This is a genomic window from Serratia sp. TSA_130.1 (assembly GCF_052691795.1).
The window spans coordinates 124,742-147,971 of the sequence record NZ_JBQZFS010000006.1 but is presented as its reverse complement, the minus strand read 5'-3'; the positions used below and the strand labels follow the sequence as shown (position 1 = coordinate 147,971).

21 protein-coding genes and 1 tRNA gene are annotated in these 23,230 nt (G+C 60.7%); 6 read left to right on the top strand and 16 right to left on the bottom strand.

Annotated features, from left to right (window positions below; genetic code table 11):
- Positions 1 to 66: 66 nt before the first annotated feature.
- From uhpB to ACUTQY_RS19575, 5 genes are all read right to left on the bottom strand, one after another.
- Complete coding sequence (uhpB, locus tag ACUTQY_RS19595) at positions 67 to 1,611, bottom strand: signal transduction histidine-protein kinase/phosphatase UhpB (protein ID WP_033652277.1); 1,545 nt, start codon at positions 1,609 to 1,611, stop codon at positions 67 to 69.
- On the bottom strand, positions 1,608 to 2,198 hold the full coding sequence (gene uhpA / locus ACUTQY_RS19590; RefSeq protein ID WP_033645065.1) for a transcriptional regulator UhpA: 591 nt from the start codon (positions 2,196 to 2,198) through the stop codon (positions 1,608 to 1,610). The genes uhpB and uhpA overlap by 4 nt, the downstream gene beginning before the upstream one ends.
- A 119-nt stretch (positions 2,199 to 2,317) precedes the next feature.
- Positions 2,318 to 4,012, bottom strand: a complete 1,695-nt coding sequence (eptB, locus tag ACUTQY_RS19585) for a kdo(2)-lipid A phosphoethanolamine 7''-transferase (RefSeq protein WP_033645066.1) — start codon at positions 4,010 to 4,012, stop codon at positions 2,318 to 2,320.
- A gap of 226 nt (positions 4,013 to 4,238) precedes the next feature.
- The gene (locus ACUTQY_RS19580) at positions 4,239 to 4,664 is read right to left on the bottom strand and encodes an organic hydroperoxide resistance protein (RefSeq protein WP_004934114.1); all 426 of its coding nucleotides are present in this window, start codon (positions 4,662 to 4,664) and stop codon (positions 4,239 to 4,241) included.
- A 160-nt stretch (positions 4,665 to 4,824) separates the two neighbouring features.
- On the bottom strand, positions 4,825 to 5,289 hold the full coding sequence (locus ACUTQY_RS19575) for a MarR family winged helix-turn-helix transcriptional regulator (protein WP_033645067.1): 465 nt from the start codon (positions 5,287 to 5,289) through the stop codon (positions 4,825 to 4,827).
- A 97-nt stretch (positions 5,290 to 5,386) separates the two neighbouring features.
- Between ACUTQY_RS19575 and ACUTQY_RS19570 the strand changes: the two genes are divergently transcribed.
- Positions 5,387 to 5,986 carry an HD domain-containing protein gene (locus ACUTQY_RS19570; protein ID WP_033645068.1) on the top strand — a complete coding sequence of 200 codons (600 nt, stop codon included), beginning with the start codon at positions 5,387 to 5,389 and terminating at the stop codon, positions 5,984 to 5,986.
- Here the strand turns inward: ACUTQY_RS19570 and ACUTQY_RS19565 are convergent, their stop codons facing one another.
- The 3 genes from ACUTQY_RS19565 to bglF form a co-directional block, all read right to left on the bottom strand.
- Positions 5,987 to 7,357, bottom strand: coding sequence for a carbohydrate porin (locus ACUTQY_RS19565; protein ID WP_369825824.1), 1,371 nt, complete (start codon positions 7,355 to 7,357; stop codon positions 5,987 to 5,989).
- Between the two features lie 150 nt (positions 7,358 to 7,507).
- Entirely contained in the window at positions 7,508 to 8,911 is a 1,404-nt protein-coding gene (locus tag ACUTQY_RS19560; protein WP_342188404.1) for a glycoside hydrolase family 1 protein, read from the bottom strand.
- A gap of 14 nt (positions 8,912 to 8,925) precedes the next feature.
- Complete coding sequence (gene bglF, locus ACUTQY_RS19555) at positions 8,926 to 10,791, bottom strand: PTS beta-glucoside transporter subunit IIABC (RefSeq protein WP_033652281.1); 1,866 nt, start codon at positions 10,789 to 10,791, stop codon at positions 8,926 to 8,928.
- A gap of 659 nt (positions 10,792 to 11,450) precedes the next feature.
- Here bglF and ACUTQY_RS19550 point away from each other — a divergent pair.
- Complete coding sequence (locus ACUTQY_RS19550; protein WP_046688037.1) at positions 11,451 to 12,200, top strand: NAD-dependent epimerase/dehydratase family protein; 750 nt, start codon at positions 11,451 to 11,453, stop codon at positions 12,198 to 12,200.
- A gap of 32 nt (positions 12,201 to 12,232) precedes the next feature.
- Here ACUTQY_RS19550 and ACUTQY_RS19545 read toward each other — a convergent pair whose 3' ends face one another.
- Entirely contained in the window at positions 12,233 to 13,399 is a 1,167-nt protein-coding gene (locus ACUTQY_RS19545) for an MFS transporter (RefSeq protein ID WP_033645072.1), read from the bottom strand.
- Between the two features lie 377 nt (positions 13,400 to 13,776).
- Between ACUTQY_RS19545 and ACUTQY_RS19540 the strand changes: the two genes are divergently transcribed.
- A complete protein-coding gene (locus ACUTQY_RS19540) occupies positions 13,777 to 14,877 on the top strand; it encodes an alkene reductase (RefSeq protein ID WP_046688036.1) in 1,101 nt (366 codons plus the stop codon).
- 380 nt (positions 14,878 to 15,257) lie between these two features.
- Positions 15,258 to 15,428, top strand: coding sequence for a hypothetical protein (locus ACUTQY_RS19535; RefSeq protein ID WP_162837995.1), 171 nt, complete (start codon positions 15,258 to 15,260; stop codon positions 15,426 to 15,428).
- Positions 15,429 to 15,492: 64 nt separating this feature from the next.
- Here the strand turns inward: ACUTQY_RS19535 and ACUTQY_RS19530 are convergent, their stop codons facing one another.
- From ACUTQY_RS19530 to ACUTQY_RS19505, 6 genes are all read right to left on the bottom strand, one after another.
- Positions 15,493 to 16,005 (bottom strand): Mpo1 family 2-hydroxy fatty acid dioxygenase, encoded by a 513-nt coding sequence (locus tag ACUTQY_RS19530; RefSeq protein WP_046688035.1) that lies wholly within the window; start codon positions 16,003 to 16,005, stop codon positions 15,493 to 15,495.
- Positions 16,006 to 16,076: 71 nt separating this feature from the next.
- The gene (locus tag ACUTQY_RS19525; RefSeq protein ID WP_033645075.1) at positions 16,077 to 16,520 is read right to left on the bottom strand and encodes a universal stress protein; all 444 of its coding nucleotides are present in this window, start codon (positions 16,518 to 16,520) and stop codon (positions 16,077 to 16,079) included.
- Between the two features lie 21 nt (positions 16,521 to 16,541).
- Positions 16,542 to 17,315 (bottom strand): siderophore-interacting protein, encoded by a 774-nt coding sequence (locus ACUTQY_RS19520; protein WP_033645076.1) that lies wholly within the window; start codon positions 17,313 to 17,315, stop codon positions 16,542 to 16,544.
- Positions 17,296 to 18,741, bottom strand: coding sequence for an efflux transporter outer membrane subunit (locus ACUTQY_RS19515; protein WP_033645077.1), 1,446 nt, complete (start codon positions 18,739 to 18,741; stop codon positions 17,296 to 17,298). Before ACUTQY_RS19515 ends, ACUTQY_RS19520 begins: the two co-directional genes overlap by 20 nt.
- Positions 18,738 to 19,781 carry an HlyD family secretion protein gene (locus ACUTQY_RS19510; protein ID WP_046688034.1) on the bottom strand — a complete coding sequence of 348 codons (1,044 nt, stop codon included), beginning with the start codon at positions 19,779 to 19,781 and terminating at the stop codon, positions 18,738 to 18,740. Before ACUTQY_RS19510 ends, ACUTQY_RS19515 begins: the two co-directional genes overlap by 4 nt.
- Positions 19,782 to 19,822: 41 nt before the next feature.
- A complete protein-coding gene (locus tag ACUTQY_RS19505; protein WP_033645079.1) occupies positions 19,823 to 21,358 on the bottom strand; it encodes an MFS transporter in 1,536 nt (511 codons plus the stop codon).
- A 140-nt stretch (positions 21,359 to 21,498) separates the two neighbouring features.
- On the opposite strand from ACUTQY_RS19505, the gene ACUTQY_RS19500 reads away from it, so the two are divergent.
- A complete protein-coding gene (locus tag ACUTQY_RS19500; protein ID WP_046688564.1) occupies positions 21,499 to 22,401 on the top strand; it encodes a LysR family transcriptional regulator in 903 nt (300 codons plus the stop codon).
- Between the two features lie 199 nt (positions 22,402 to 22,600).
- A complete protein-coding gene (locus ACUTQY_RS19495; protein WP_033645080.1) occupies positions 22,601 to 22,939 on the top strand; it encodes a colicin E1 family microcin immunity protein in 339 nt (112 codons plus the stop codon).
- A gap of 147 nt (positions 22,940 to 23,086) precedes the next feature.
- On the opposite strand, the gene ACUTQY_RS19490 is transcribed toward ACUTQY_RS19495, so the two are convergent.
- A tRNA-Sec gene (locus tag ACUTQY_RS19490) sits at positions 23,087 to 23,181 on the bottom strand.
- Between the last annotated feature and the right edge of the window lie 49 nt (positions 23,182 to 23,230).

Genomic DNA, 23,230 nt, shown 5'->3' with positions numbered 1-23,230 from the left:
CGCTATGATGCTCCCCGCGCGCGCGGGAGGCTTACGCCGGATTCCCGACGCGGTTAGGAGTTTTTCCTAGTTTTGCGCTTGCGCCGGTGAAACTGTGGGCAAGATCACACTCAAACAGGCGCCCCGCTCAGAGGTGAGCCGCAGGCTGCCGCCGAGGGCGCTGATGCGCTCCTGCATGCCGCGCAGGCCGTACCCCGGCTGATGGTGGTCCGCATCGAAGCCCACGCCGTTATCGCGGATGGTCAGGGCAATCTGCGGCGCGGCGCCTTTGCGCGGCTGCAGACGCGCGTCCAATTCCAGGCGGCTGGCGCCGGCGTGGCGGCACACATTGGTCACCCCTTCCTGACACACCCGGTACAGCGTGATTTTCAGCGTTTCATCCAGCAGTTCGTCCGGCACCTGCCACTGCATGCTGCTCACCAGCGACGCATCCTGCGGCAGCGACTCCCGCAGCATCGCCGCCACCGCCGCCGACAGCGGCAGGTTGTTCAGCGCCGCCGGCCACAGCTGGGTCAGCACATCGTGCACCCCATCGTAGACCCGCAGCGCTAACGCATCGATGGTGTCGGCGCAGCCGATCACCGCCGGCTCCGGCGCCAGGCGTTTAACGATGCTGGCCTGTGTGCGGATCACGGTGATGGTCTGCCCCACTTCATCGTGCAGCTCGCGCGCCACCTCGCGCCGGGTTTGTTCCTCCGCCGTCACCAGCGCCCGCGCCAGCTGCCGGTTCTCCGCCAGCCGCAGCCGCAGCTGCTGATTCAGTTCGCGCTGGCGCTGAATACCGGCGCCCAGCAGCAGCCCGGTCAGGCTCTGGGCCAGCAGCGACAACAGCAAGTCGCGGTGCGACTCGGGCTGCGGCGGCTCGTTGACCATCAACGCCACGCCGTTGAGCAGCGTCGCCAACAGCGCGCCCTGCCAGCCATAACGGTAAGACATGAACACGATCGGGATCGCCAGGCAGAAAGGCGCAAAGCGGCGCAGCTCGGCGGCGTTAACCTGCTGCTGCAGCCAGATGCTGAATGCAAACAGCAGCAGATAACTGGCCAGGTGGCCCAGGCGCAGCTCCACCGGCTTGTGGATCAGCCCCGGCTCCAGCGGCACCCAGATTTGGCGCGCCAGATAGTGCCACAACAGCAGGCAGGTCGGCGCGATGGTGAAACCGCCGGTCAGGCCGAGCAGCAGCGCGCGGGCGCCTTCGCCGCTCACCAGCTGCCACACAAGCGCCTGCAGCAAAGCGGCGGCGGCCACCACCGCGCCCTGCAACAGCGGCCAGCGCCATTCGCTGTCGCTCTGCTGATGGCGCAACAGCCACGGCGAGGCCAGCAGGCTGAGCAGCACCGTCAGCACCAGCACCGCCACCGACGCCCACAGCGCCGGGCCGTAGCCGTACTGGTCCGCCAGCAGCGCCATCAGCAGCAGGTCGGCCAGCAGGATCCCCGGCCAGAAACGGTACGGGCTCTGCAGCAAAATGCCCATGCGCAGGCCGAACGGGAACAGCAACAGCGCCTGCCAGGGCGGGTCGATCAGCGCGGTGCCGATGCCCCACAGGCAAAATGCGCTGGCGGCATAAATGAAGAACAGCGCCAGCTGGGTGATCAGACGCTGCGTCACAGGTTCAGCATCCGTCTGGCCAGCTCGACGTTATTGGTGATGCCCAGCTTGGCGAACAGGTTGGCGCGATGCACATGCACCGTCTTCGGCGACAGCCCCAGCGCGGCGGCGATCTCGCGCACCTCCTGGCCCTGCGCCAGCAATAGCGCGATCTCGCGCTCGCGGCGGGTCAACGGATCCACCTTCACCCGCGCCAGCTGCTGGGCGATTTCCGGCATCAGATAGACGCCGCCGCCGGCGACGGTGCGCACGGCGGTGATCAGATCTTCCGGCTTGCAGCGCTTGGAGAGAAAGCCGCTGGCGCCGCGTTCCAGCGCCATTTCCACCAGCGCCGGATTATCGTGCATCGACAGCATCACCACGCGGATGCCGGAGGGAATGTCCGCCAGCAGATCCAACCCGCTGCCGTCGGGCATCGAAATGTCGCAAATGCAGATTTCCGCCTCCAGCCCCGGCAGGCCGGCGCGCGCCTGCGCCGCGCTGCTGAACTCGCCCACTACCTGAATATCGGCCTCCAGCGACAGCAGCTGCACAAAGCCCGAACGCACAATGTCATGATCGTCGATAAACGCCACGCGCAGGGTCATGGAAATCTCCGGTTAGAAGGGGAAGTGCGCAAGTATACCGTATGCACACACCGGAATAATTGATGAAGAGAATGTATTGGCGGAAATTACCGGGTGCGCAAGGCACCCGGCGGGAGGGATTACAGGCTGGCAGGTGCCGTTTTATTCTGCGGGAGATGGCACCAGTTGTTTTTATCCACGATGCCGCCGTTCGGCGAGGTGTAGCCGAGGCAACCGAGGATGGTGTCGAACAGCTCGACGTGGCGATGCGTTCTGCCGATGCGTTGCTGCGCCTGCAGTTGCTCAAAGGCGCTGAGGTGCTGCGGGTTCTCGAGGAACTTGTCCGACGCCCACACCATCATCGGCACGCGGAATTGTTCCGGCGGCGCCATTTCGCGCGGCGTGCCGTGCAGGTGCGTATTCTCGCCGATCGACTCGCCGTGATCGGCGGCATAGAACACGATGGCCTTCTTGTCCCGCACCTGGTCGATCACATTACTGATAAAGCTGTCGGTATACAGCACCGTATTGTCGAAGGCGTTGATCAGCTGCGCCTTGGTGCAGGAGTCATCCACCCCCATGCACTCCGGCTGATAGCGCGCATAGCTGCGCGGATAACGCTGCGAGTACAGGTAGTGCGAGCCTTTGGTATGCAGGATCACCAGGTGTTTGCCCTTCGGATAACGCGCCAGCGACTCCTTCATTTCGTCCACCAGCAGCATATCGTCGACCGCCTTGCCGTCGTTGCGCTTCTCGGACGCGATCATCTCGCGGAACGAATAGTTGTTCACCTCGGTGTTGTTGTAGAACCACACCTCACTCTGCATGGCGAACAGCTCGGAAGAGAAGCCCAGTTCCTTCATCACCGCGAACACGTTTTGCTCTTTCAGCGTGCGCTGCGGGTTGTCCTCGGTGCCGCCTTCGCGCACGAACATGCAGCGCAGCGACAGCTTGGTGGCGGTGTCGCACGACTCGCCGCGGAACGCCACCAGATTCTTCTCTTTCGACAGGCGCGGGGTAGTGTCGCGCTCGTAGCCCAGCATGCCCATGTGATCCCAGCGCGTGGTCTCGCCGATGATGAACACCACGTAGGTATCGTCGATGTCCGCCGGCGGCACATAGGTAAAGTGTTTGCCCGGATCGAACAGCGTGCTCTGATCCTGACTTTCGTCATAGCGGGTATAGGCGAACAGCCCCAGCGCCGACAGCCAGTTAGACGGCAGGTACGAGTGCGCCACCACGCCGCCGTAGCTCGGCAGATCGACGTTGGCGAGCTTCTCCTGCACGCTTTGCTCGTCGTCCAGCATGCGCAGCGGCAGCCAGACCAACGCTACCACCGCCAACAACACCAGCAGCGGTTTGATGCGGTGACCGGGGGTTTTCAGCTGTTCGATCAGGGTGAAGCGCAGGCTGTTTTTCCAGATCAGCAGCAGCGGCAAGGCGCTGAGCGCCACCATCCACAGCACGAAATGCAGGCCCACCACCTCTTTCGACAGATCGATATCGGTGGTCATCACCGACACCACGATGCCGTAGCCGATCACCACGTTGAAAAACGTCATGTAGTAGCTGGCGGCAACCGAAATCAGCACCAGCAGCGAGGCGACGATGCGATAAAACAGCCGGCCGCCGAGCGATACCAGCCGCATGATGAAGAACGTGAACAGGACGATAGCGATGACTTCCGTCACCGCCGAAATAAGCTTAATTCCCTGAATGCCGTGCGCCAGCGAATCAAAGCGGCGATAAAAAACGGACAGGTTTAGAAAGATGCCGATATAGATCGCTAACAATAACGATAAATTCTGCTGTGATAGCGATTTAACTTTGTTCATGTAACGCGGTGGCTCCGGGGACGGTGTAGCGGTTCTGACTCAGTCAGACACTGATTGCGGCTTCTGGTTCAGCCAACCGGCAATAAGCGTTATTTTGCGAGTAATAATCAAGAGAATTCTCACAAAACGGGCAAAATTTACCGCTTTTTTGAGCACTTTTCAGACGGGATATCAAAGAAAATGGAGGGATAAACCCTCCATTTTTTCCATGGTGTCGGCAAAAAACTTACTTAACGTTCAGCGTAACGTCGATATTGCCGCGGGTGGCGTTGGAATACGGGCACACCACGTGCGCCTTTTTCACCAGATCTTCCGCCACGCTGCGCTCGATGCCCGGCAGCGAAATATCCAGCTGCACTTCGATGCCGAAGCCGTTCGGGATTTCACCGATGCCGACGGTGCCGTCGATCTTCGCTTCGGCCGGGATTTTGACCTTTTCTTTCGCCGCGACAAACTTCAACGCGCCGAGGAAACAGGCCGAGTAACCGGCGGCGAACAGCTGCTCGGGGTTGGTGACTTCGCCGCCGGCGCCGCCCATCTCTTTCGGTACGCCCAGTTTCACGTCCAACACGCCGTCGGAGGAGGTTGCACGGCCGTCGCGGCCGCCGGTTGCGGTGGCGTGAGCGCGGTAAACCACTTTCTCAATAGACATCGTTCATTCCTTCTTGCTGGTTGGCGAGATGACAACGGCCCCCGCGAGGGGTAGCCGGTCACATATATATCTTTTACGATTAAATCGTGCACTACTTATTTTTGACGCTTATTAACCAGTGTAGACCACCCCTGCCGTTCTTGCGTCCGGCGTCGGTGGGTCAAATCTGATCGATCAGGCTGCCGCGCAGCTTTTCCAGCTGCTGTTTGAGCGAGACGATCTCGTCCAGGCTGCAGTCGGTGGCGCACATCACCGCCTCGGGCACCGACTGCGCCCGTTCACGCAGCGCGCGGCCGGCTTCGGTGAGCGCGATGATCACCTGGCGCTCGTCGGTAGTGGCGCGATAGCGCACCAGCAAACCAGCGGTTTCCAGCCGTTTCAGCAGCGGCGTCAGCGTGGCGGAATCGAGGAACAGCCGCTCGCCGATATCCGATACCGTCACCCGATCGCGTTCCCACAGCACCATCATCACCAGATACTGCGGGTAGGTGAGCTCGAGCTGATTCAACAGCTTGCGGTAGACTTTGTGCAGCGCCAGGTTGGCGGAGTACAGCGCGAAACAGAGCTGCTGATCGAGCAGCAGCAGGTTCTTCGCGTTGGGTTGTTCGGTATCGGTGCTTTTCATGTGAGTGAATATAGATAGCGCACGATGTAATCGCAAGCTATTTCTTGTGAGGTATGCTACATTTTTTTCATGCAGAGGATGCCGGGAGGGAAAGGAAATGACGAATACGCTTGCAGAACGCGCGCGCCGCTACGCCACCAAGGCGCATGCGGCCATCGATCAGCGCCGCAAATACACCAACGATCCGTACATCGTCCACCCGCAGGCGGTCATGGAGCTGGTACGCAGCGTGCCGCACACCGAAGAGATGCTGGCGGCCGCCTGGCTGCATGACACGGTGGAAGACACGCCCACCACCCTCGGCGATATCGAAAGCCACTTTGGGCCGCAGGTAGCGGAGCTGGTGCGGATGTTAACCAACGTCAGCCACGCCGAGGACGGCAACCGCTTCGAGCGTAAAAACCGCGATCGGCGCCACAGCGCCAGCGCATCGCCGCAGGCCAAAACCATCAAACTGGCGGATCTGATCGACAACACCCGCTCGCTGCTGGACTACGACAGCCACTTCGCCCAAACCTATCTGATCGAGAAACAGCGCCTGCTGGAAGTGCTGACCGAAGGCGACCCGACGCTGTGGCGCCAGGCCAGCCATATCGTCGAACAGGGGCTGCTCAGATTACAGCAGCCGCCGCACAACGTGCCGGCCAGCTGGTTTGAGCACGCACGCCGGCGCTACCGCGAGAACGACGCGGCCTGATCAGAAGGTCACCACCGTTTTCAACGCCGTCACCCAGGCGTCCTGCGTCTCGCTGACGCCCGCCGGATGATGCCAGTATTGCAGGCCCGGCTGCAGCTGCAGCCACGGCGTGACGTTAACGCGGTAGTACAGCTCCGCCGTCACCGAGTGGCCCGGCACCGGCCGGTAGTTCGGATCGTGATAATCGCTGATGCCGCTCATCTCGTTGAGGTAACGCTGATTGTCTTTATAGCGATCGCTCAGTTTCACCACCGAAACGCCCAGCCCCAACCAGTCGTCCGGCCGCGCATCGAACAGCCCGCGATAGCGGATGCCGGTCGAAGTGGACCAGTGCAGGTAGTTGCTGCGCTGATCCCCCAGCCCCAGGCTGTAGAACACGCTCAGGCCACGGTTGACGTCATCCGCATGGCGCGTCACCTGCTGGTTGAAACCGGTATACAGGAACCAGGTGCGATCGTGGCTGCGATAGCCCTGCGGATCGCTGGCGCCCGGCCCGCCGGATACCCCTTCATAAAGATCGCGCTGGCGCGCATTGGTAAACAACACGCCCAGGTTATACACCCCCGGCAGCTGGTTGACGGCGTGGGTTTTCAGCTCCAGCTCCATCGGCAACAGGAAGCCTTTGCTGCCCTTGGTGGATCCGCTCCAGGCGTGACTGCGGCTGGGGGCGCTCGGGTTCTGCTCCATCACGCCGCCCTTGAGCGTCAGGCCGTCGGTCAGCTTGTATTGCAGCGTGGTGCCCCAGTAATGCACGTTCCAGTTGTACCAGGTCAACGAGTTGGCGGACTTGCCGCCGCACAGCGTCAGCGTCTGAAAATCGCAGGGGATGATCTGATCGAAATCCTGCACCTTGTTCATCATGCCGATGCGCCATTGCAGCCGGCTGTCGAGGAAGGAACGGCTGAAGGTCAACCAGCCCAGCCGGGTGATCGACTGCCCGCCAAAGCTCTCCTGCGACAGATCGGTCAGGCCGACGCGCGGATCCTGCAGCCGATCGCGGGTCAGGTTGTTGTCATGGTTGCGGTTGACGATATTGCCTTCGATCGCCGCGTCCGGAATGCCGGTCAGCGCCTGCAGATCCTGGCTGAAGGTCAGCGAAAATTGGTCGATGTACGACGCCTGTTTATCGTGGTTGTAACCGCCGCCGGCGTTATACGACAGCTGGCTGAGGTAGCCGAGATTATAGTGGAAACCGTGATCCTCCAGGATCGGCCTGATCCCCAGCATATCCCCCAACAGCCCAGGCTGCGGCGGTTCAAAGCCGAGCGCCACCCCTTCCCATTTGGCGGTGGGAGCTTCAACGTCCTTGCCGATTTGCAGCGTTTCCGCCTGCGCCTGGCTACAGAGCAGCGCCAGCGCCGCCAGGGTCATGGAACGAGGTAATAAGCTTTTCATCATTATTATATTTCTCCGCATAACGGCTGACTGCGGGCAACAGCATTCCCTGGGAGAGAATTTCCCATCATGAACAGCAGCGAATAACGTTAGTTAACGCCCGGCGCTTGCCGCCGGGCTGAAGGGTTAGCGTCGGTCTTTCAGGCTGGCGCCGTTGCTGTGGATCACATCGCGATACCAGTAGAAACTCTTCTTGCGGCGGCGCTCGAGGCTACCGTTGCCGGCATCGTCGCTGTCGACGTGAATGAAGCCGTAGCGCTTCGACATTTCGGCCTTCGAGGCGCTGACCAGATCGATCGGCCCCCAGCTGGTGTAGCCCATCACCTCGACGCCGTCGTCGATCGCCTCGGCCACCTGCACCAGGTGGTCATTGAGGTAGTTGATGCGGTAGTCGTCGTTGATGCTGCCGTCGGCCTCGACGCGGTCTTTGGCGCCCAGCCCGTTCTCGACGATGAACAACGGCTTCTGATAGCGGTCGTACAGTACGTTGAGCAGGTAGCGCAGCCCGATCGGGTCGATTTGCCACCCCCACTCCGAACTGGCCAGGTGCGGGTTCGGCACCATATCGAGAATGTTGCCGCGCGCCGTTTCGTACTGCTCCGGGTCGGCGGTAACGCAGCCGCTCATGTAGTAGCTGAACGAGATGAAGTCGATGGTTTCGCGCAGCGTTTGCCGATCTTCCTCGGTGATCGCCACCTGAATGCCGTTTTCACGGAAGAAACGCTGCATGTAGGCCGGGTAATAGCCGCGCGCCTGCACGTCGCCGAAGAACAGCCAGTCGCGGTTTTGCCGCTGGGTTTCCAGCAGATCTTCCGGCTTGCAGCTCAGCGGATACAGAATGCCGCCCAGCAGCATGTTGCCGATTTGCCCCTCCGGCACGATCTCGTGACAGGCCTTCACCGCTCTGGCGCTGGCCACCAGCTGATGGTGGATCGCCTGATAGACGGCGCTCTTGTCGCTCTCTTGCGGCAGGCCAACCCCGGTGAAGGGCGCGTGCAGCGACATGTTGATCTCGTTGAAGGTCAGCCAGTGTTTAACCTTGTGCTTATAGCGTTCGAACACGGTGCGCGCATAGCGCTCGAAGAAATCGATAGTGCGGCGATCGCCCCAGCCGCCGTAGCGCTTCACCAGACCGTAAGGCATCTCATAGTGCGACAGCGTGATCAGCGGCTGAATGCCGTATTTCGCCATCTCATCGAACAGCCGATCGTAAAACGCCAGCCCGGCTTCGTTCGGGGTCTCTTCATCGCCCTGCGGGAAAATGCGCGTCCAGGCGATCGAGGTGCGCAGGCACTTGAAACCCATCTCGGCGAACAGCGCGATATCCTCCGGGTAACGATGATAGAAATCGATCGCCACGTCCTTGATGCCGCTGTCGCCCGCCGTGCGCGGCGTGATGGCGCCGAAGATGCCCTGCGGCTGCAGATCGGAGGTCGACAGCCCCTTGCCGTCGGCCTGATACGCGCCTTCTACCTGGTTCGCCGCTACCGCGCCGCCCCACAGAAAATGTTGCGGAAACTTGCCGTTCATCGCTTGCTCCTCAATTAACGTAATAAAGTCAGCAGCGGCGCCTGTTCCTGCACCGGAGACAGGCCGCTGGTCAACACGTCCACGTAGTCATCGCTGTTGCTGATGATGATCGGCGTGGTGGTGTCATAGCCGGCGGCATGGATCGCCGCCTGGTCGAACTCGATCAGCAGATCGCCCGGCGCGATCCGCTCGCCTTCCCGCACGTGGGCGGTGAAATGCGCCCCGTCGAGCTTCACGGTATCGATGCCGACGTGGATGAGAATCTCCGCGCCGTCGTCCGATTCGATGCCGATGGCGTGTTTGGTTTTGAACAGCGACGCCACGCTGCCGCTCACCGGCGCCACCACCCGCCCCTGCTGCGGCGCGATCGCCACGCCTTTCCCCAGCAGGCCGCTGGCGAAGGTCGCGTCGTTCACCTGCTCCAGCGGCACGATGTCGCCGGCGATCGGGCTGAGAATGGCCTGTTTGCGGTTAAGCGGCGCGGCGGCTTCAGGCTGCGCCGTCTCTTCCGCCGGCGCGACGCCGAACAGGTAGCTGGCCAGCGCGGCGAACACAAACGACAGCAGGGTGCCGCCGATCGCGCCCCACACCGTGGCGTCGATGCCGCCGTTGGGAATGATTTGCGCGAAGGTGAACACGTTCACCAGGCCGAACGAGTAGACCGAGGTATGGAAGTAACCGATCACCGCCCCGCCCAACGCGCCGCCGATGCAGCCGAAGATGAACGGACGCTTGTTCGGCAGGGTGACGCCGTACACCGCCGGTTCGGTGATGCCGAAAATCCCGGCGCCGATGGCCGAACCGGACAGCGCCCGCAGCTTGGCGTCGCGGGTGCGCAGCATCACGCCCAGCGTGGCACCGACCTGCCCCATCACCGCCGGCAGCAGCAGCGGCACCATGGTGTCGCGCCCCAGCACGCTCAGGTTGTTGATCATCAACGGCACCAGCCCCCAATGCAGGCCGAAGATCACGCACACCTGCCACATCGCCCCCATGAAAGCGCCGGCGATGATCGGGTTGAAGGCGTAAATGGCCTGATAGCCGTTGGCCAGCAGATGGCTGAGCCAGGTCGCCGCCGGGCCGATCAGCAGGAAGGTCAAGGGCACGGTGATCGCCAGACACAGCAGCGGCGTGATGAAATTGCGCAGCGCGCTGTGGATCACCCGGTTAAACAGCGGCTCCAGACGGCAGGACACCCAGGCCGCAAAGATGATGGGGATCACCGACGAGCTGTAGTTGATAAAAGTCAGCGGAATGCCGAAGAAATATTCGCGCACCGCGCCCGGCTGTTGCGCCGCCTCGAACGCCGCCATCATCAGCGGATGCGTCAACGCGCCACCGATCGCCATGGTGACGAACGGGTTGCCGCCGAATTTTTTCCCGGCGGTGTAGCCGAGCATGATCGGGAAGAAATAGAACAATGCGTCGCTGGCGGCGAACAACATTTTAAAGGCGCCGCTGCTTTCCAGCAGCCAGCCGCAGGCCAGGCTCAGCGCCAGCAATCCCTTCAACACCCCCGAGGCAGCCATCACCCCGAGCAATGGGGTGAAGATGCCGGAAACCACGTCGATAAAGCGGCTGAGCAGATTGTCTTTTTTACCGTCCGCATCGCTGCCGCTCGACGCGCCTTCGGCCAACCCGCCGACCCGGTTGACCGCGTCGAACACCTCGGCCACGTGGTTGCCCACCACCACCTGAAACTGGCCGCCGCTCTCCACCACCATGATGACGCCCGGGTTTTTCTTCAGCGCTGCCGCGTTGGCGCGGCGGTCGTCACGCAGCTTGAAACGCAGGCGGGTGGCGCAATGCACCAGGCTTTTCACATTGTCGCGGCCACCGACGCCGGCCAAAATCTCACTGGCTAATGTGTCATATTTCATACGGTTATCCTTAGACTTCGCGTTCTGCCGATCCCGCCTTTGCGCTGGCCTGGCGCAGGAGCGAAATTCGGCGCAAAAAAAAACCTAAACCTCGCGGCCTCTGCCCCATCGGGGAACAGAAACGCGAGGTTTAGGTTTTGCCTGCCGCAGCAGTAACAACCCTAAATCGGTTGAGTTATGACGTTAACACCGCAGATTTTAGCGGAGCAAGGCTTTGCGACGGCAAATTGCCGAACTGTGATCGCAAAGGCAAAACGGCCTCAATGCGCGAAATAATGCATGCCGCCCTCTACCGGGATCACTGCGCCGATGATATATCGCGCGAGCGATAGAGAGGGATGAGAGAGTATCGCCCGGCTTCACGTCAAAAAACATAAGATTAACTAACCTAATAATTCACTATCAAGCTAAAGCGAAACACGCATTTTCCAGCGGCCAATCGGCTTTTCTGGCAATATTCGCAGCCATTAAGGCAAATACATCGCCAAACCTCATCGAATATTGTTAGCATTCCACGATATTCACCCGCGCAAAAATCACCGTGCGCAATTGAATATGGCGAATAAACATCAGAATAACTAATTAAAACAACTAGACAAAAATCACACGGGGGATTATTACTGGTCAACGCTTAATCGAGAGTAGGGATGACAGTCACCATGGTGTTGCGTACTGATGTAGGACGGATTTTGATTACCGGCGCCGGCGGCCGAGTCGCCACCGCGTTTCGCCAGGCAATGGGCGATCGCTATGCATTGCGGCTGGCGGAACGAGATCTCGCTCTGTTGCGCGATCGCCGGCCCGGCGATGAGGTCATCAGCTTCAACATCGCCGATCTCGACGCCTGCCGTGAGGCCTGCGCCAATATCGACACCGTGTTGCACCTGGCCGCCGATCCGGCTCCCGACGCCGATTTTTGCGGTTCGCTGATGGACAACAACATTCTCGGCACCTTCAATATCTTCCGCGCGGCGAAAGACGCCGGCTGCCGCCGGGTGGTATTCGCCAGCAGCGCGCAGGCGGTGGAAGGCTACCCGCTCGATTATCAAATCCGCCCGGATGACGCCCCGAAGCCGAAAAATCTGTACGGCGCCAGCAAGGCGTTCGGCGAAGGCATCGCCGCCTATTTCGCCCATCAGGAGGGGCTTTCCGCCCTGTCGGTACGCATCGCCAACTTCACCACTCTAAGCCGGGGCGAACAGCTTAGCGCCCGCGACATGAGCGCTTTTCTCAGCCATCGCGACGCCGCCGATCTGCTGGATCGCTGCATTCGTGTCGAAGGGGTGCAATATGCGGTGGTGCACGGGGTTTCCAATAACCGCTATACGCGTTTGTCGCTGGAAGAGACCCGTCGCCTGCTCGGCTACGCCCCGCAGGACGATGCGTTCAGCCAGCTCGGCTTTGAGTGAGCGCGGCGGGGAACCCCGCCGCACGTTATCGTTTACCCGTTGGCGTAGGCCACTTTTTCGGCCTGACGGTGGGTGAACAGCACCAGCAACAGCGCCAATCCGGCAATAATAGCCCCCATCACCGGCACGAAGCTGTATCCCAGCCCGGCGGAGACTACCGCGCCACCGGCGGCGGCGCCCAGCGCATTGCCCAGGTTAAAGGCGCCGATGTTGACCGAGGACGACAGGCCCGGCGCTTCGCTGGCGACACGCATCACGCGCATCTGCAGCGGCGGCACCACGGCAAAGGTCGCCGCACCCCAAATCACCATGCTGACCGCGGCGCCGATTTCACTGCGCGCCAGGAACGGGATCACCAGCATAATGACCACCAGCAGCAGCAAGAAACCCTTCAGCGTCGCGCTCTCGGAGCGGTCGGCGAATTTACCGCCCAGGTAGTTGCCGATGGAGAAACCGACGCCGATCAACACCAGCATGACCGTCACGAACAGCGGCGTCGCATCGGTGATGTGCTGCAACACCGGCGAGATATAGGTATAGAGCGTGAACATCGCGCCCGCGCCCAGCACGGTCGTCAGCAAGGCGGACAGCACCTGCGGGCGCACCAACACCGACAGCTCGCGTTTCACATCAGGGCGTGCGCCGGCGCTGCCTTTCGGCAACGAGAACCACAGCCCCAGCATGGCGATCACGCCCAGCCCTGCCGTCGCCAGGAACGACATGCGCCAGCCGATGGTTTCACCCAGCCAGGTCGCGGCCGGCACCCCGCCGATATTGGCGATGGTCAGGCCCATAAACATGGTCGCCACGGCGCTGGCCTGTTTCTCTTTCGGCACCACGCTGGCGGCCACCACTGAACCGAGGCCAAAGAACGCGCCGTGGTTCAGGCTGGTGATGATGCGCGACAGCATCAGGGTGGTGTAGTCAGGCGCAACCGCCGACAGCACGTTACCCAGGGTAAAGATCGCCATCAGGAAGATCAGCGCGCTTCTGCGCGCCCGGTGAGAAAGCAGCAACGTCATCAGCGGTGCGCCGACCATCACGCCAACGGCGTAGGCGCTGATCAACATGCCGGCCATCGGGATGGAGACGTCCACCCCTTTGGCGATCGTCGGCAGCAACCCCATCGGGGAAAACTCGGTCGTGCCGATGCCGAACGCCCCCACCGCCAGGGCTAATAAGGGAAAGTTAATTTTCATTCAACAACTCCGGTTAACCGCTGCCGAAGCGCGGGAAAGTTAAGATGCCAAAAGTATGACATTGATCACACCAAAGATAAGCAGGCGGAAGGCTAAAAGACTTTTGCGATTTTGTTAAAAATCGTGGGGAAAACAGCAGCCGACTCTATCTCAGCCACGCGCCGACAGGCAATAGCCGCCGTCGCCCGTGCGCACATCGGGTTCATTCTCGCCACCTGGCCCACCCGCCATACCGGCTCACCGGCGGCTGCCGCGACTATTGAACACAGAGCAAAAGTGTTTTGTTATTGTGCGCGTTTTTAGAATTAAACGACGAAATATAATGGCCTCAGCAAAACATCATCGCCCCACGGCCTAATTCACATGAGGGAAGCGCCATGCTTTTTGACTCGTATTCTTTAAACGGTTTATTGCTGAACAATCGCATCGTCATGCCACCCATGACCCGTTCACGGGCCGGCGCCGGCGACGTCGCCACCGACATGATGGCTGAATATTATGCCCAGCGCGCCAGCGCCGGGCTGATCGTCAGCGAAGGCACGCAGATCAGCCAGCAGGGCCAGGGTTATGCCTGGACGCCCGGCATTTACACCCCGGAACACATCGCCGGTTGGAAAAAAGTCACCGACGCCGTACATCAGGCCGGCGGCAAGATCTTCGCGCAGCTTTGGCACGTCGGCCGCGTGTCGCATACCATTTTACAGCCTGGCCACGCCGCGCCGGTCTCCTCCTCCGCCATCCAGGCCGACGGGGTCAAGGTGTTCGTGGATGTCGAAGGCCGCGGGCCGGAACATGGCGTGGGTGAAATGGTGCAACACTCCGCACCGCGCGCCTTAACGCGGGAAGAAATCCCGGCGATCGTTAACGACTACGCCCAGGCGGCACGCAACGCCATCGCCGCCGGTTTCGACGGCGTAGAGCTGCACGGTGCGAATGGCTATCTGATCAATCAGTTTATCGACTCACGGGAAAACCAGCGCAACGACGAATACGGCGGTTCACTGCAAAATCGCCTGCGTTTCCTGCGGGAAGTCGCGCAGGCGGTCGCGGACGCCATCGGCAAAGAGAAACTGGGCGTGCGCCTGGCGCCGCTGACCACTCTGATGGGCTCGCAGGACGATACCCCGGAAGCCACCTATCTGGCGGCGGCCAGCGTGCTGAACGATATCGGCGCCGCTTATATTCACATCGCCGAAGCGGATTGGGATGATGCCCCGGTGATGCCGGCGGCGTTCAAAGAATCGCTGCGCCTGATTTTCCGCGGCACGCTGATTTACTCGGGCAAATACACGCCTGAACGCGCTGAAGAAGCGCTGGCCAAAGGTTGGGCAGACTTGATCGGCTTCGGCCGCCCGTTCATCGCCAACCCGGATCTGCCTCACCGCCTACAGCACGGGCTGGCGCTGAATGCGCCAATCAAAGAGAAATTCTTCGGCGGCAGCCGGGAAGGCTACACCGATTACCCAGCGATCGGGTAAATACATTCAGCCCCCCGAGCTTGGAGGCGGGGGGCTTCGCCGGCCAGGCAAACAACGCTCTTAAAAATAAGCGACATAATACAGATTTTCAGTGTCCGCACGATAAAGAAAAAAATCGAAAACCTTAAATATAAAATAATAAATTAAACATTTTCATTGCAATTTCTTATTAGAATACAAAATAACAAAGCATATAAAAACAATATAATTTGAAACAAAAAAAATGAAAAAAACGAAAATAAAAACGGAAAAGACAATATTAATTGGAGATTTAAACACATAGTCCGTATTGACCGAACAGGGTTGAATATATACACGAACGTGTAAATATCTTTCTGAACAGCGCTACTGTGGCGCTGCATTGATTAAGGAAAGATCTTATGTCTAAATCACCTATTGGCACTACAGCCACGACAGGACAGAAATGCCCGGAAAGCGGCGTCTGGGAAGTGGTTGGCAAACCCTCAACCACAGCGCCAATCGCTAAAGGCAATATCATGCCTCCTTATGGCGGCAAAGGGGTCACCTGGAAATTGATCCAATACGCATAATCCGTCGTCTTCAGGCCTCTTTTTTCAAAAGGGGCCTCGCAGAAAAATCCTATGACGCCTTATTTTATACCCTCCCGTTGCGCACTTTGCCCGATCGCATTTCGATGTTCCGTTGCAGTTCGCGCAGCCCGCCGGCCAGGAAGCAGGCTTCCGCCAGCACGAACAGCGGGCCGATGATCAGGCCCGTCACGTCGTCCATAAACGCCGGTTTTCGTCCCTCCCAGAAATGTCCGACAAACTGAAACAGCCAGCCGATGACGAAACCGCCGATGCCGACGCTCAGCCACGCCGTCGTCGATAGCGACGCCACCCAGGCGCCGACCCCGAGGCACAGCAGCAGCAACGCCAACATCATGACGCCAAGCCGCAGACTCAGCCGCAGGTAATAGAGAGCCGACACGATCACCACCGCGCAGGCCGGCGAAAACGGCAGCCATCCCGCGCCCCATGCCGGCCGGGAGAGCAGCGCCAGCAGGCTGACGACGATCAGGGGGATGCCGATAAAGTGCGTGACGATATTGCGCGCATCGCGATGATAGGCGGCATAAGCGGCAAGTTGATCTTCCAGACTTCGCATGTTGACCTCCGGTATGTACGGCCTTCGTCGCCGAACGCGTGCAGCCGCATGCGGCTGCCCTTACCCATAGCTTAGCGCGGGATCACCAATACCGGTTGGCCAATCTCATCCAGCAGGCCACGCGTGACGGAGGCGTTCAACCAGCGCCCCAACGAAGACAGGTGGCGGTGCGAGATGATCAGCAAATCGCAGTTGAACAGCGCCATCTGTTCCGGGATCACCTCGATGGGCGTCCCCGCAGCCAGCAAGCCCTGGGCGTTGAAACCCTGCTGTTTCAGCGCCCGCGTCACCTGCCCGACCTGCTTTTCCGCCAGCGCCTCTTCCCGTTGCGCGGCGGGATACTCCTCGCGCTCCTCGCTGTCGAAACGCAGGCCGCTACGGCTGAGCGTGAAGGCATTGTCCACCACCGTCAGTACGATCACGTCGCCGATGCTGCCTTGCAGGCGCGCCATAAAATCCAGGGCATTGCCGCTGTGCTCAAAGCAGTCCACCGCCAATAACACTCTCTTAATCATAACAATCCTCGTTCGGCTGAGTTAAATCGCGCCCTTGAAGTTGGCTTCGCCCTTTTTCCAATACCCCTTGGCAAACAGCGCCGCACGGGAGACGCCCATTTCGTTGATAAAGCGCGCCTTCAGGTATGCGGCGATCTGCTGCTCGCAGGCCAGCCACACCTGCCCTTCGCCGGGCGGCAGTTCGCAATGGCTGACGGCCTGCACCAGCGGGCTGTTCATCACGCTGTCAAAATGGCGCGTGCGAATTTGCCAGCTGTTCACCTGCAAGAAGGAACAATCGACATCCTGAATCTCCTGCGCATCGCCCACTTCGGCGAACCACAGCACCGGCAACGGGTCGGACAGCGAGGCGAGAATGGTGCGCATGGCGGGCAACGCGGTCTCATCGCCCAGCAACAGCAGCCAGCGAGTTTGCGGCAACAATCGGAAGCCGCCGGAACAAGGGCCGGCGAACCCCAGCTTGTCGCCCGGCATCGCGTCGCGCGCCCAGTTCGACGCCGGGCCTTCGCCGTGCAGTACCATATCGATATCGAAGGTGCGGGCGAGTTTGTCGATGCCGCTCAGGGTGTAAGCCCGCCCGGCCAGCGTGTCGCGCCACGGGAAGAACACTTTGACCCAACTGGCCGGCTCCTGCGCGCGCGGATCGGCGATAAACTTATCCACATCATCGCCGCTCAACGTGATGCGACGGATCCGGGCGGTGACTTGCCGCACGGCGCTCACCCGGGCCTCCCGTTTGCGGCGGGTGTCCCTTTCCAGCATCTCGTCGACAATCTTATTCAGCGTGTTGTGCATCAGCCTTCTCCTGTGGCGCCGCAGACGGGTAGGTGTGTTCCCAGCCGCCGCCCAGCGCTCGATAGATATTCACCACGGCGATCGCCGTCTCCTCCTCTGAAACAATTTGCGCGGACTGCAGATCCAGCAGCGCGCGCTGCGTGCTCAGAACGTGGATAAAATCGCTGGCGCCGTTCAGATAGCTGTCGCGCGCCAGCGCAAACGCGTGTCGGTTGGCGGCCAGCGCCTCGGCCAGGTGCGTCTGGCGGCGCTGCTGGGCGCGATAACCGGCAAGCGCGTCGTCAATCTCGTGCCAGGCGCGCAGCACCGTTTGCTGGTAGGCGATGGCCATTTCCTGCTGCCGGTATTCGCTCAGGCGCACCCGTTGGGTGATTTTCCCCCCGTCGAACAGCGGCAAATACAGGGCGGGGCCGATGGCGAAGGTATGCGTGGACCAACTGCCCATATCCGCCAGCGCCAACGCCTGATAACCCGCATTGCCGGTCAGCGTGATGCGCGGGTAGTAGTCGGCGGTGGCGACGCCGATCTCGGCGGTCGCCTGATGCAAACGCTCCGCCGCTTCGCGAATATCCGGCCTGCGCAGCGCCAGATCCGACGGCACCCCCATCGGCACGGCGCGCGCCAGCGTCGGCAGCGGCCCCGTCGGCGACAACATCGCTGTCAGCGCGCCCGGTCGCTCGCCCAACAGCAGGCTGATGGCGTTGATCAAGCGTTCCTGCCGATCGAACAGCGCCGGCAGCAGGGCATCCACCTGCGCCAACTGCACCTGCGCCTGATCGACATCCAGTTCGTTGCCCGCGCCGCTCTGATAACGGTTTTGCGTCAGCTGCAGCGTGCGCAGCGCCGTAGTGCGGTTTTCCTGCGCCACCGCCAGCTGTTGCTGCGTGGCGCGCAGGCGCAGATAGTCGCTCGCCACCTCCGCCGTCACCGACGTCAGCAGTGCGCGCCGGTTCTCCTGCGAAGCGGCGAAGCTGGCGCGCGCACTTTCCGACGCGCGACGCAGCTTGCCCCACATGTCCAGCTCCCAGGTGGCGCTGGCTCCGCCGCGCCAGAGGTTATAATCCGCCTCTCCGCCGTTGCCGGACGGATCCATGCTGCCCACCGAGGTGGCGCGTTGGCGCAGATAAGCGCCGTCCAGACTCAGATCCGGCATCAGCGCCGCCTCCGTCACGCCCAGCAGGGCGCGGCTTTGTTGCATGCGCGCCGTGGCGAGCTGCAGATCCAGGTTGCCGGCCGCCGCGCGCTGCACCAGTTGCGACAGCGACGCATCGTTGAATATCGACCACCAGGCCACCGGCAGCGCCCCGCCGCCGGCCTGCTCCCCCCAGCTTTCGGGCAGCGCGTTCTGCGGCCGAGCGTAGTCCGGCCCTACCGCCCGGCAGCCGCTCAGCGCAATCAGCAGCAGCGGGATCACGACTCTGTTCATTGCAGGCCCCCGTCCAGCGTATTGATGCTGACGTCCGCAGACATGCCGACGCGCAGGGCGCTCAGCAAGGCGGCGTGCTCTTTGTTGATATCAAACACAATCTTCACCGGGATGCGCTGAACGATCTTGGTGAAGTTGCCGGTGGCGTTCTCCGGCGCCGCGGCCGCGAAGCTGACGCCGGAAGCCGGCGCGATGCTGTCCACCAGCCCTTTCAGCGTTTGGCCGGGAAAGGTATCGATATGGATGTCTACCGACTGCCCGTGCGCAATGTTTTCCAACTGGGTTTCCTGGTAGTTGGCGATGATGTACAGCTTGTCCTGCGGCACGATGGCCAGCAGCGCATCGCCCGGTTTGACGAACTCCCCGACCCGTAGGCTTTTCTTGCCGATCACGCCGCCGATCGGCGCGGTGATACGGGTGTAAGACAGGTTCAGCTCGGCCATCGCTTTCTTCGCCTGCGCCAGCATCAGCTCGGCATCGCTGTCCGCCAGCTTGGCTTGCAGCACCTGCTCCATGTTTCGCGCCGCTTTGAGCGTCGCCTCCGCCTGCGCCACATTGGCGGAAAGCGTGTGCACCCGCGTTGTCGCCTGCTGCGCCGCCTGCTGCGACCCCGCACCGCTGCTGGCCATTCTCTGGTAGCGGTTCTGCTCCTGGCGCGCAAACGCCAGCTCCGCCTGCGCCGCCTGCCGCTCCGCCAACGCGGCGGCGATCAGCGCGCTCTGTCGGGTCAGGTTGGCCCCGGCGTCGTCCTGGCGGGCGCGGGCGGATTGCTCCTGGGCCGTCGCCTGCGCCAGCGCGACGTTGAATTCACGCGGGTCGATCACCGCCAGCAATTCCCCCTGTTTGACCCACTGGTTGTCCCTGACCAACACCTGCGCAATTTCACCGGCAATCTGCGGTGAAATACGCGAGATATCGGCGCGAATATAGGCGTCGTTGGTATTCTGCTGTGTTTCTTTAATAAAGAACTTATTCATTAATAACCCCAGCGTAATGACGGCAACCGCCAATACGGCAACGGCGACTTTCTTGTTAGCCATAAAAGTGACTCCACTTAATATTTATGTCTGATGATAAAATGTCAGGCAGCGACCGAACGCGGCGGGTAAATACGGGTCGGCATAACTAAAATCAGCGCGGTCAGTAATAACGCCAGGCCGGCAACCAACAGATAAAGATCGGCGCTGGCCAGCACGTGGCCCTGCCGGGCGGCAAGCTGCGCCAACTGCTCCGCCGATCCCGATGCGCGGCTATAGGCCGAGCCGAAGCCGTCGGCGATCGTACCGGCGTGATAATCCCCGCGCTGCCGGCTGAGCAGTGCGATGGCGCCGCCGGCCGCGGTGGCGGCGAAACCTTTCACCGCGTTGAACCACGCCGCCGCAAACGGCCCGTCGGTCGGCAACAGCCCGCCGGTCGCCTGCATCAGCAACGGGATGATCGCCATCGGTTGAGCAATCGCCTGCAACAGTGCGATGACGCGAAACGTGTCGCCGTTCCATTCCGGCGTCAGCTGGGCGGCCAGTACGCAGGCGGTGGCCATCAACAGCAGGCTGATCGCCAGCACCCAGCGGCAATCCACCCGCGGCGTATTGCAAATTATGGCGACGATCGGCAGCGTAATTAATTGCGGCAACGCCACCCACAGCATTAAGTCGGAGGTTTGTTCCTGACGGTAACCCTGAATCGCGGATAAATATCCCGACGTGATATTGACCAGCGACACCATAATTAACAGCACGCCACCCAGCGTAATTAAGGAGAAGGACAAGTTCCTTTTGCTTAATAGCTGCAAATTGAAAAAAGGCAGCGGGTGATACCATTCGTTAATCAGAAATAATGCCAATAGCCCAATGCCGCCCAACAATAAAACGTAGATCAGCGGCGAGTTCAGCCAGTCGAGGCGCTCCCCCTGTGAGATGCCCATCGTCAGCATGCCGAGCGCCATGCCGCCGAGCAGCAGGCCGCGCCAGTTGAACTGCCGCAGGCGCTCCAGCCGCAACGGATCCTGCGGCAGGCCGTAACCGATGCACACGGCGGCGATCGCCATCAGCGGCAGGTTCCAGTAGAAATATCCGCTCCAGCCCCAGTGAAAGGCGAAGGCGGCGGCGGTGGCGCCCAGCGTAGCGCTCCAGGCCGAGACCCAGCCGTAGGCGCCCAGCCCCAGCACCTTGATCAGCGGCGGCATAAAACGCAGCACCACCGTCATCAGCATCGGCGGCAACGCGCCGCCGGCGAAGCCCTGCAGGCTGCGCACCGCCAGCAGCACGCCATATTGTTCTCTCAGCCAGGGCGTCAGCAGCCCGCCGGCCAGGTAAATGCCGCACATCGTCAGCGCCACCCGGCGCAGCGAAAAGGTCGGCCAAAAACAGGGCGTGAACCCGGAACCGATCACAAAACCGGTGACGTAGCACGTGGTCAGCCAGCTGCCGGCATCGAAACTCAGCAGCATGCCGCCCTGTATATCCGCCAGCGCGAACTTGCTGGCGTTTTCCCCCACGCCGCTGGCCATCACCGCCAAAAACACGCCGAACAACCCCAGCCAGGTACGGCCGTTGATTTCGCCGGCGCTGGCGAGCCATCTATTCTTGTGATGCGGCGTAACAGACACCTCAACCATTCCCCACTCCTGCTGTTTCAGCCTCAATCTTTGTTGTCGTGGGCAGTATCCGGGCTTATTTGGATTGTTTAAAATGAAATGATGTAATTAACTAGTTGCACAAAACGCAATCCATTGAGCGCACCACCACCGGAGAGGCCATGCCGCAAAAAATTGATTTCAACCTGATCTATGCGCTGAATCTGCTGCTGGAAGAAGGCAGCGTGAGCGGCGCCGCCGAGAAGATGAATCTGAGCGCGCCGGCAATGAGCCGCATTCTGGGGCGCATCCGCCGGCAGTTCGACGATCCGATCATGGTCAGGGCCGGCAAGCATCTGGTGCCGACGCCGCGCGCGCTGGAGTTGAAACGCCAGCTCGGCGATATCATCGAACAGGCCGCCGCGCTGATCGCGCCGAGTGAATCCTTCGAGCCCGGCAAGCTGACCCGAACCTTCACCATTCGCGCCAACGACATTTTTATCGGCGCGCTGGCGGGCGGCCTGCTGGAGACGCTGCGGGACATGGCGCCGTTAAGCGGCCTGAAGTTTATCGCAGAAAGCGACGGCGAGGATGATGCGCTGCGCAGCGGCAAGGTGGATCTGGTGATCGGCTCCTCACGCGACTGGCACCCGGAAATCAAGACGCAGAGCCTGTTCACCAGCACCTTTCAGGCGCTGGTGCGCCCTGGGCACCCAATTATCGGCCGGGTAACGCCCGAAACCCTGACTCATTACCCGCATATCAGCGTCTCCCGCCGCGGGCGCACGCAAGGGCCGATCGACGACGCGCTGCGCGATCTCGGCCTGCAGCGCAACGTCGCCCTGACCCTGCCGGGCTTCCATTCGGCGATGATGCTGACCATGAAATCGGACTTTATCCTGCCGCTGCCGCGCCACGTGCTGCAGGGGGTGAGCAACATCCACCTGCCGTTGGCGGAGATCGAGCTGCCGCTCGAGCTTGAATCGGTGTTTATCGTCCAGGCCTGGCACCCGCGCCTGGATCGCGATCCGGCGCACCGCTGGCTGCGGCAGACCATCAAGCAGTTCTTTTTGCAGCGGGAGTGAGGGGGCTATGTGTTGGGGAGAGGGACGCTCGCGACAGAACCCAAATACGCCTGCCAGATAAGCCGGTAATATGGCATTTTGCCGAAGCCCTGCGCATACTCAGACGTCTTGGGTAAACCGCGCAACGCGGGCAATGGCATCGATATTCCATTTCGCCAAGCACGAAAACAGAAAGGAACTCATGTCCAGGGAGGCACAAATGACCAAAGCGTATTATTGGAAAAGTCAGGTGTGGGGCGTGACTTACTTTTTTATCGCGCTTTATTACATCTATTCTTTCCAGGACATGGTGAATATCGCACTTTCGTTGATCCTCTCCATCCTGAGCTTTTTACTGTATCCCTGTGCTAAAAAAGGCACTGAAATGGCCGCCCTGCAGTTCACGAGTGAAGAATTTTGGCACCGCGGACTGTTCGCCGATACCATAGGCAAAAATGGCGTGCTGATCCTGTATTATGCATTCTGTTATGTCATGGCCCTGCCGCTGGGCGCCCTGTATCTGCTTGCCCTGTTTCTCAGAAATAAAAAGGCCGCGTAAGCGGTTTTTACGTCAACGGCTTACTGCCTCATAGTCCTTCTTCATGAACGTTTCTTCTACCCACGCAAGCTGCGCTATCACAAAGCGAAAGAAGCAAATTACCCCTACCGGAGCCGACAATCACAGAGGAGATTGGGAGACATTGATTGGCGGAAGATCACAGGAGTCGAACCTGCCCAGGACCGCTGGCGGCCCCAACCGGATTTGAAGTCCGGCCGCCCCACCGGGGACGAGGATCTTCCTTGGAGAAGAGAAGAAGCAAGGCGCTGATTATAGCGCAGTTTGTTCGCT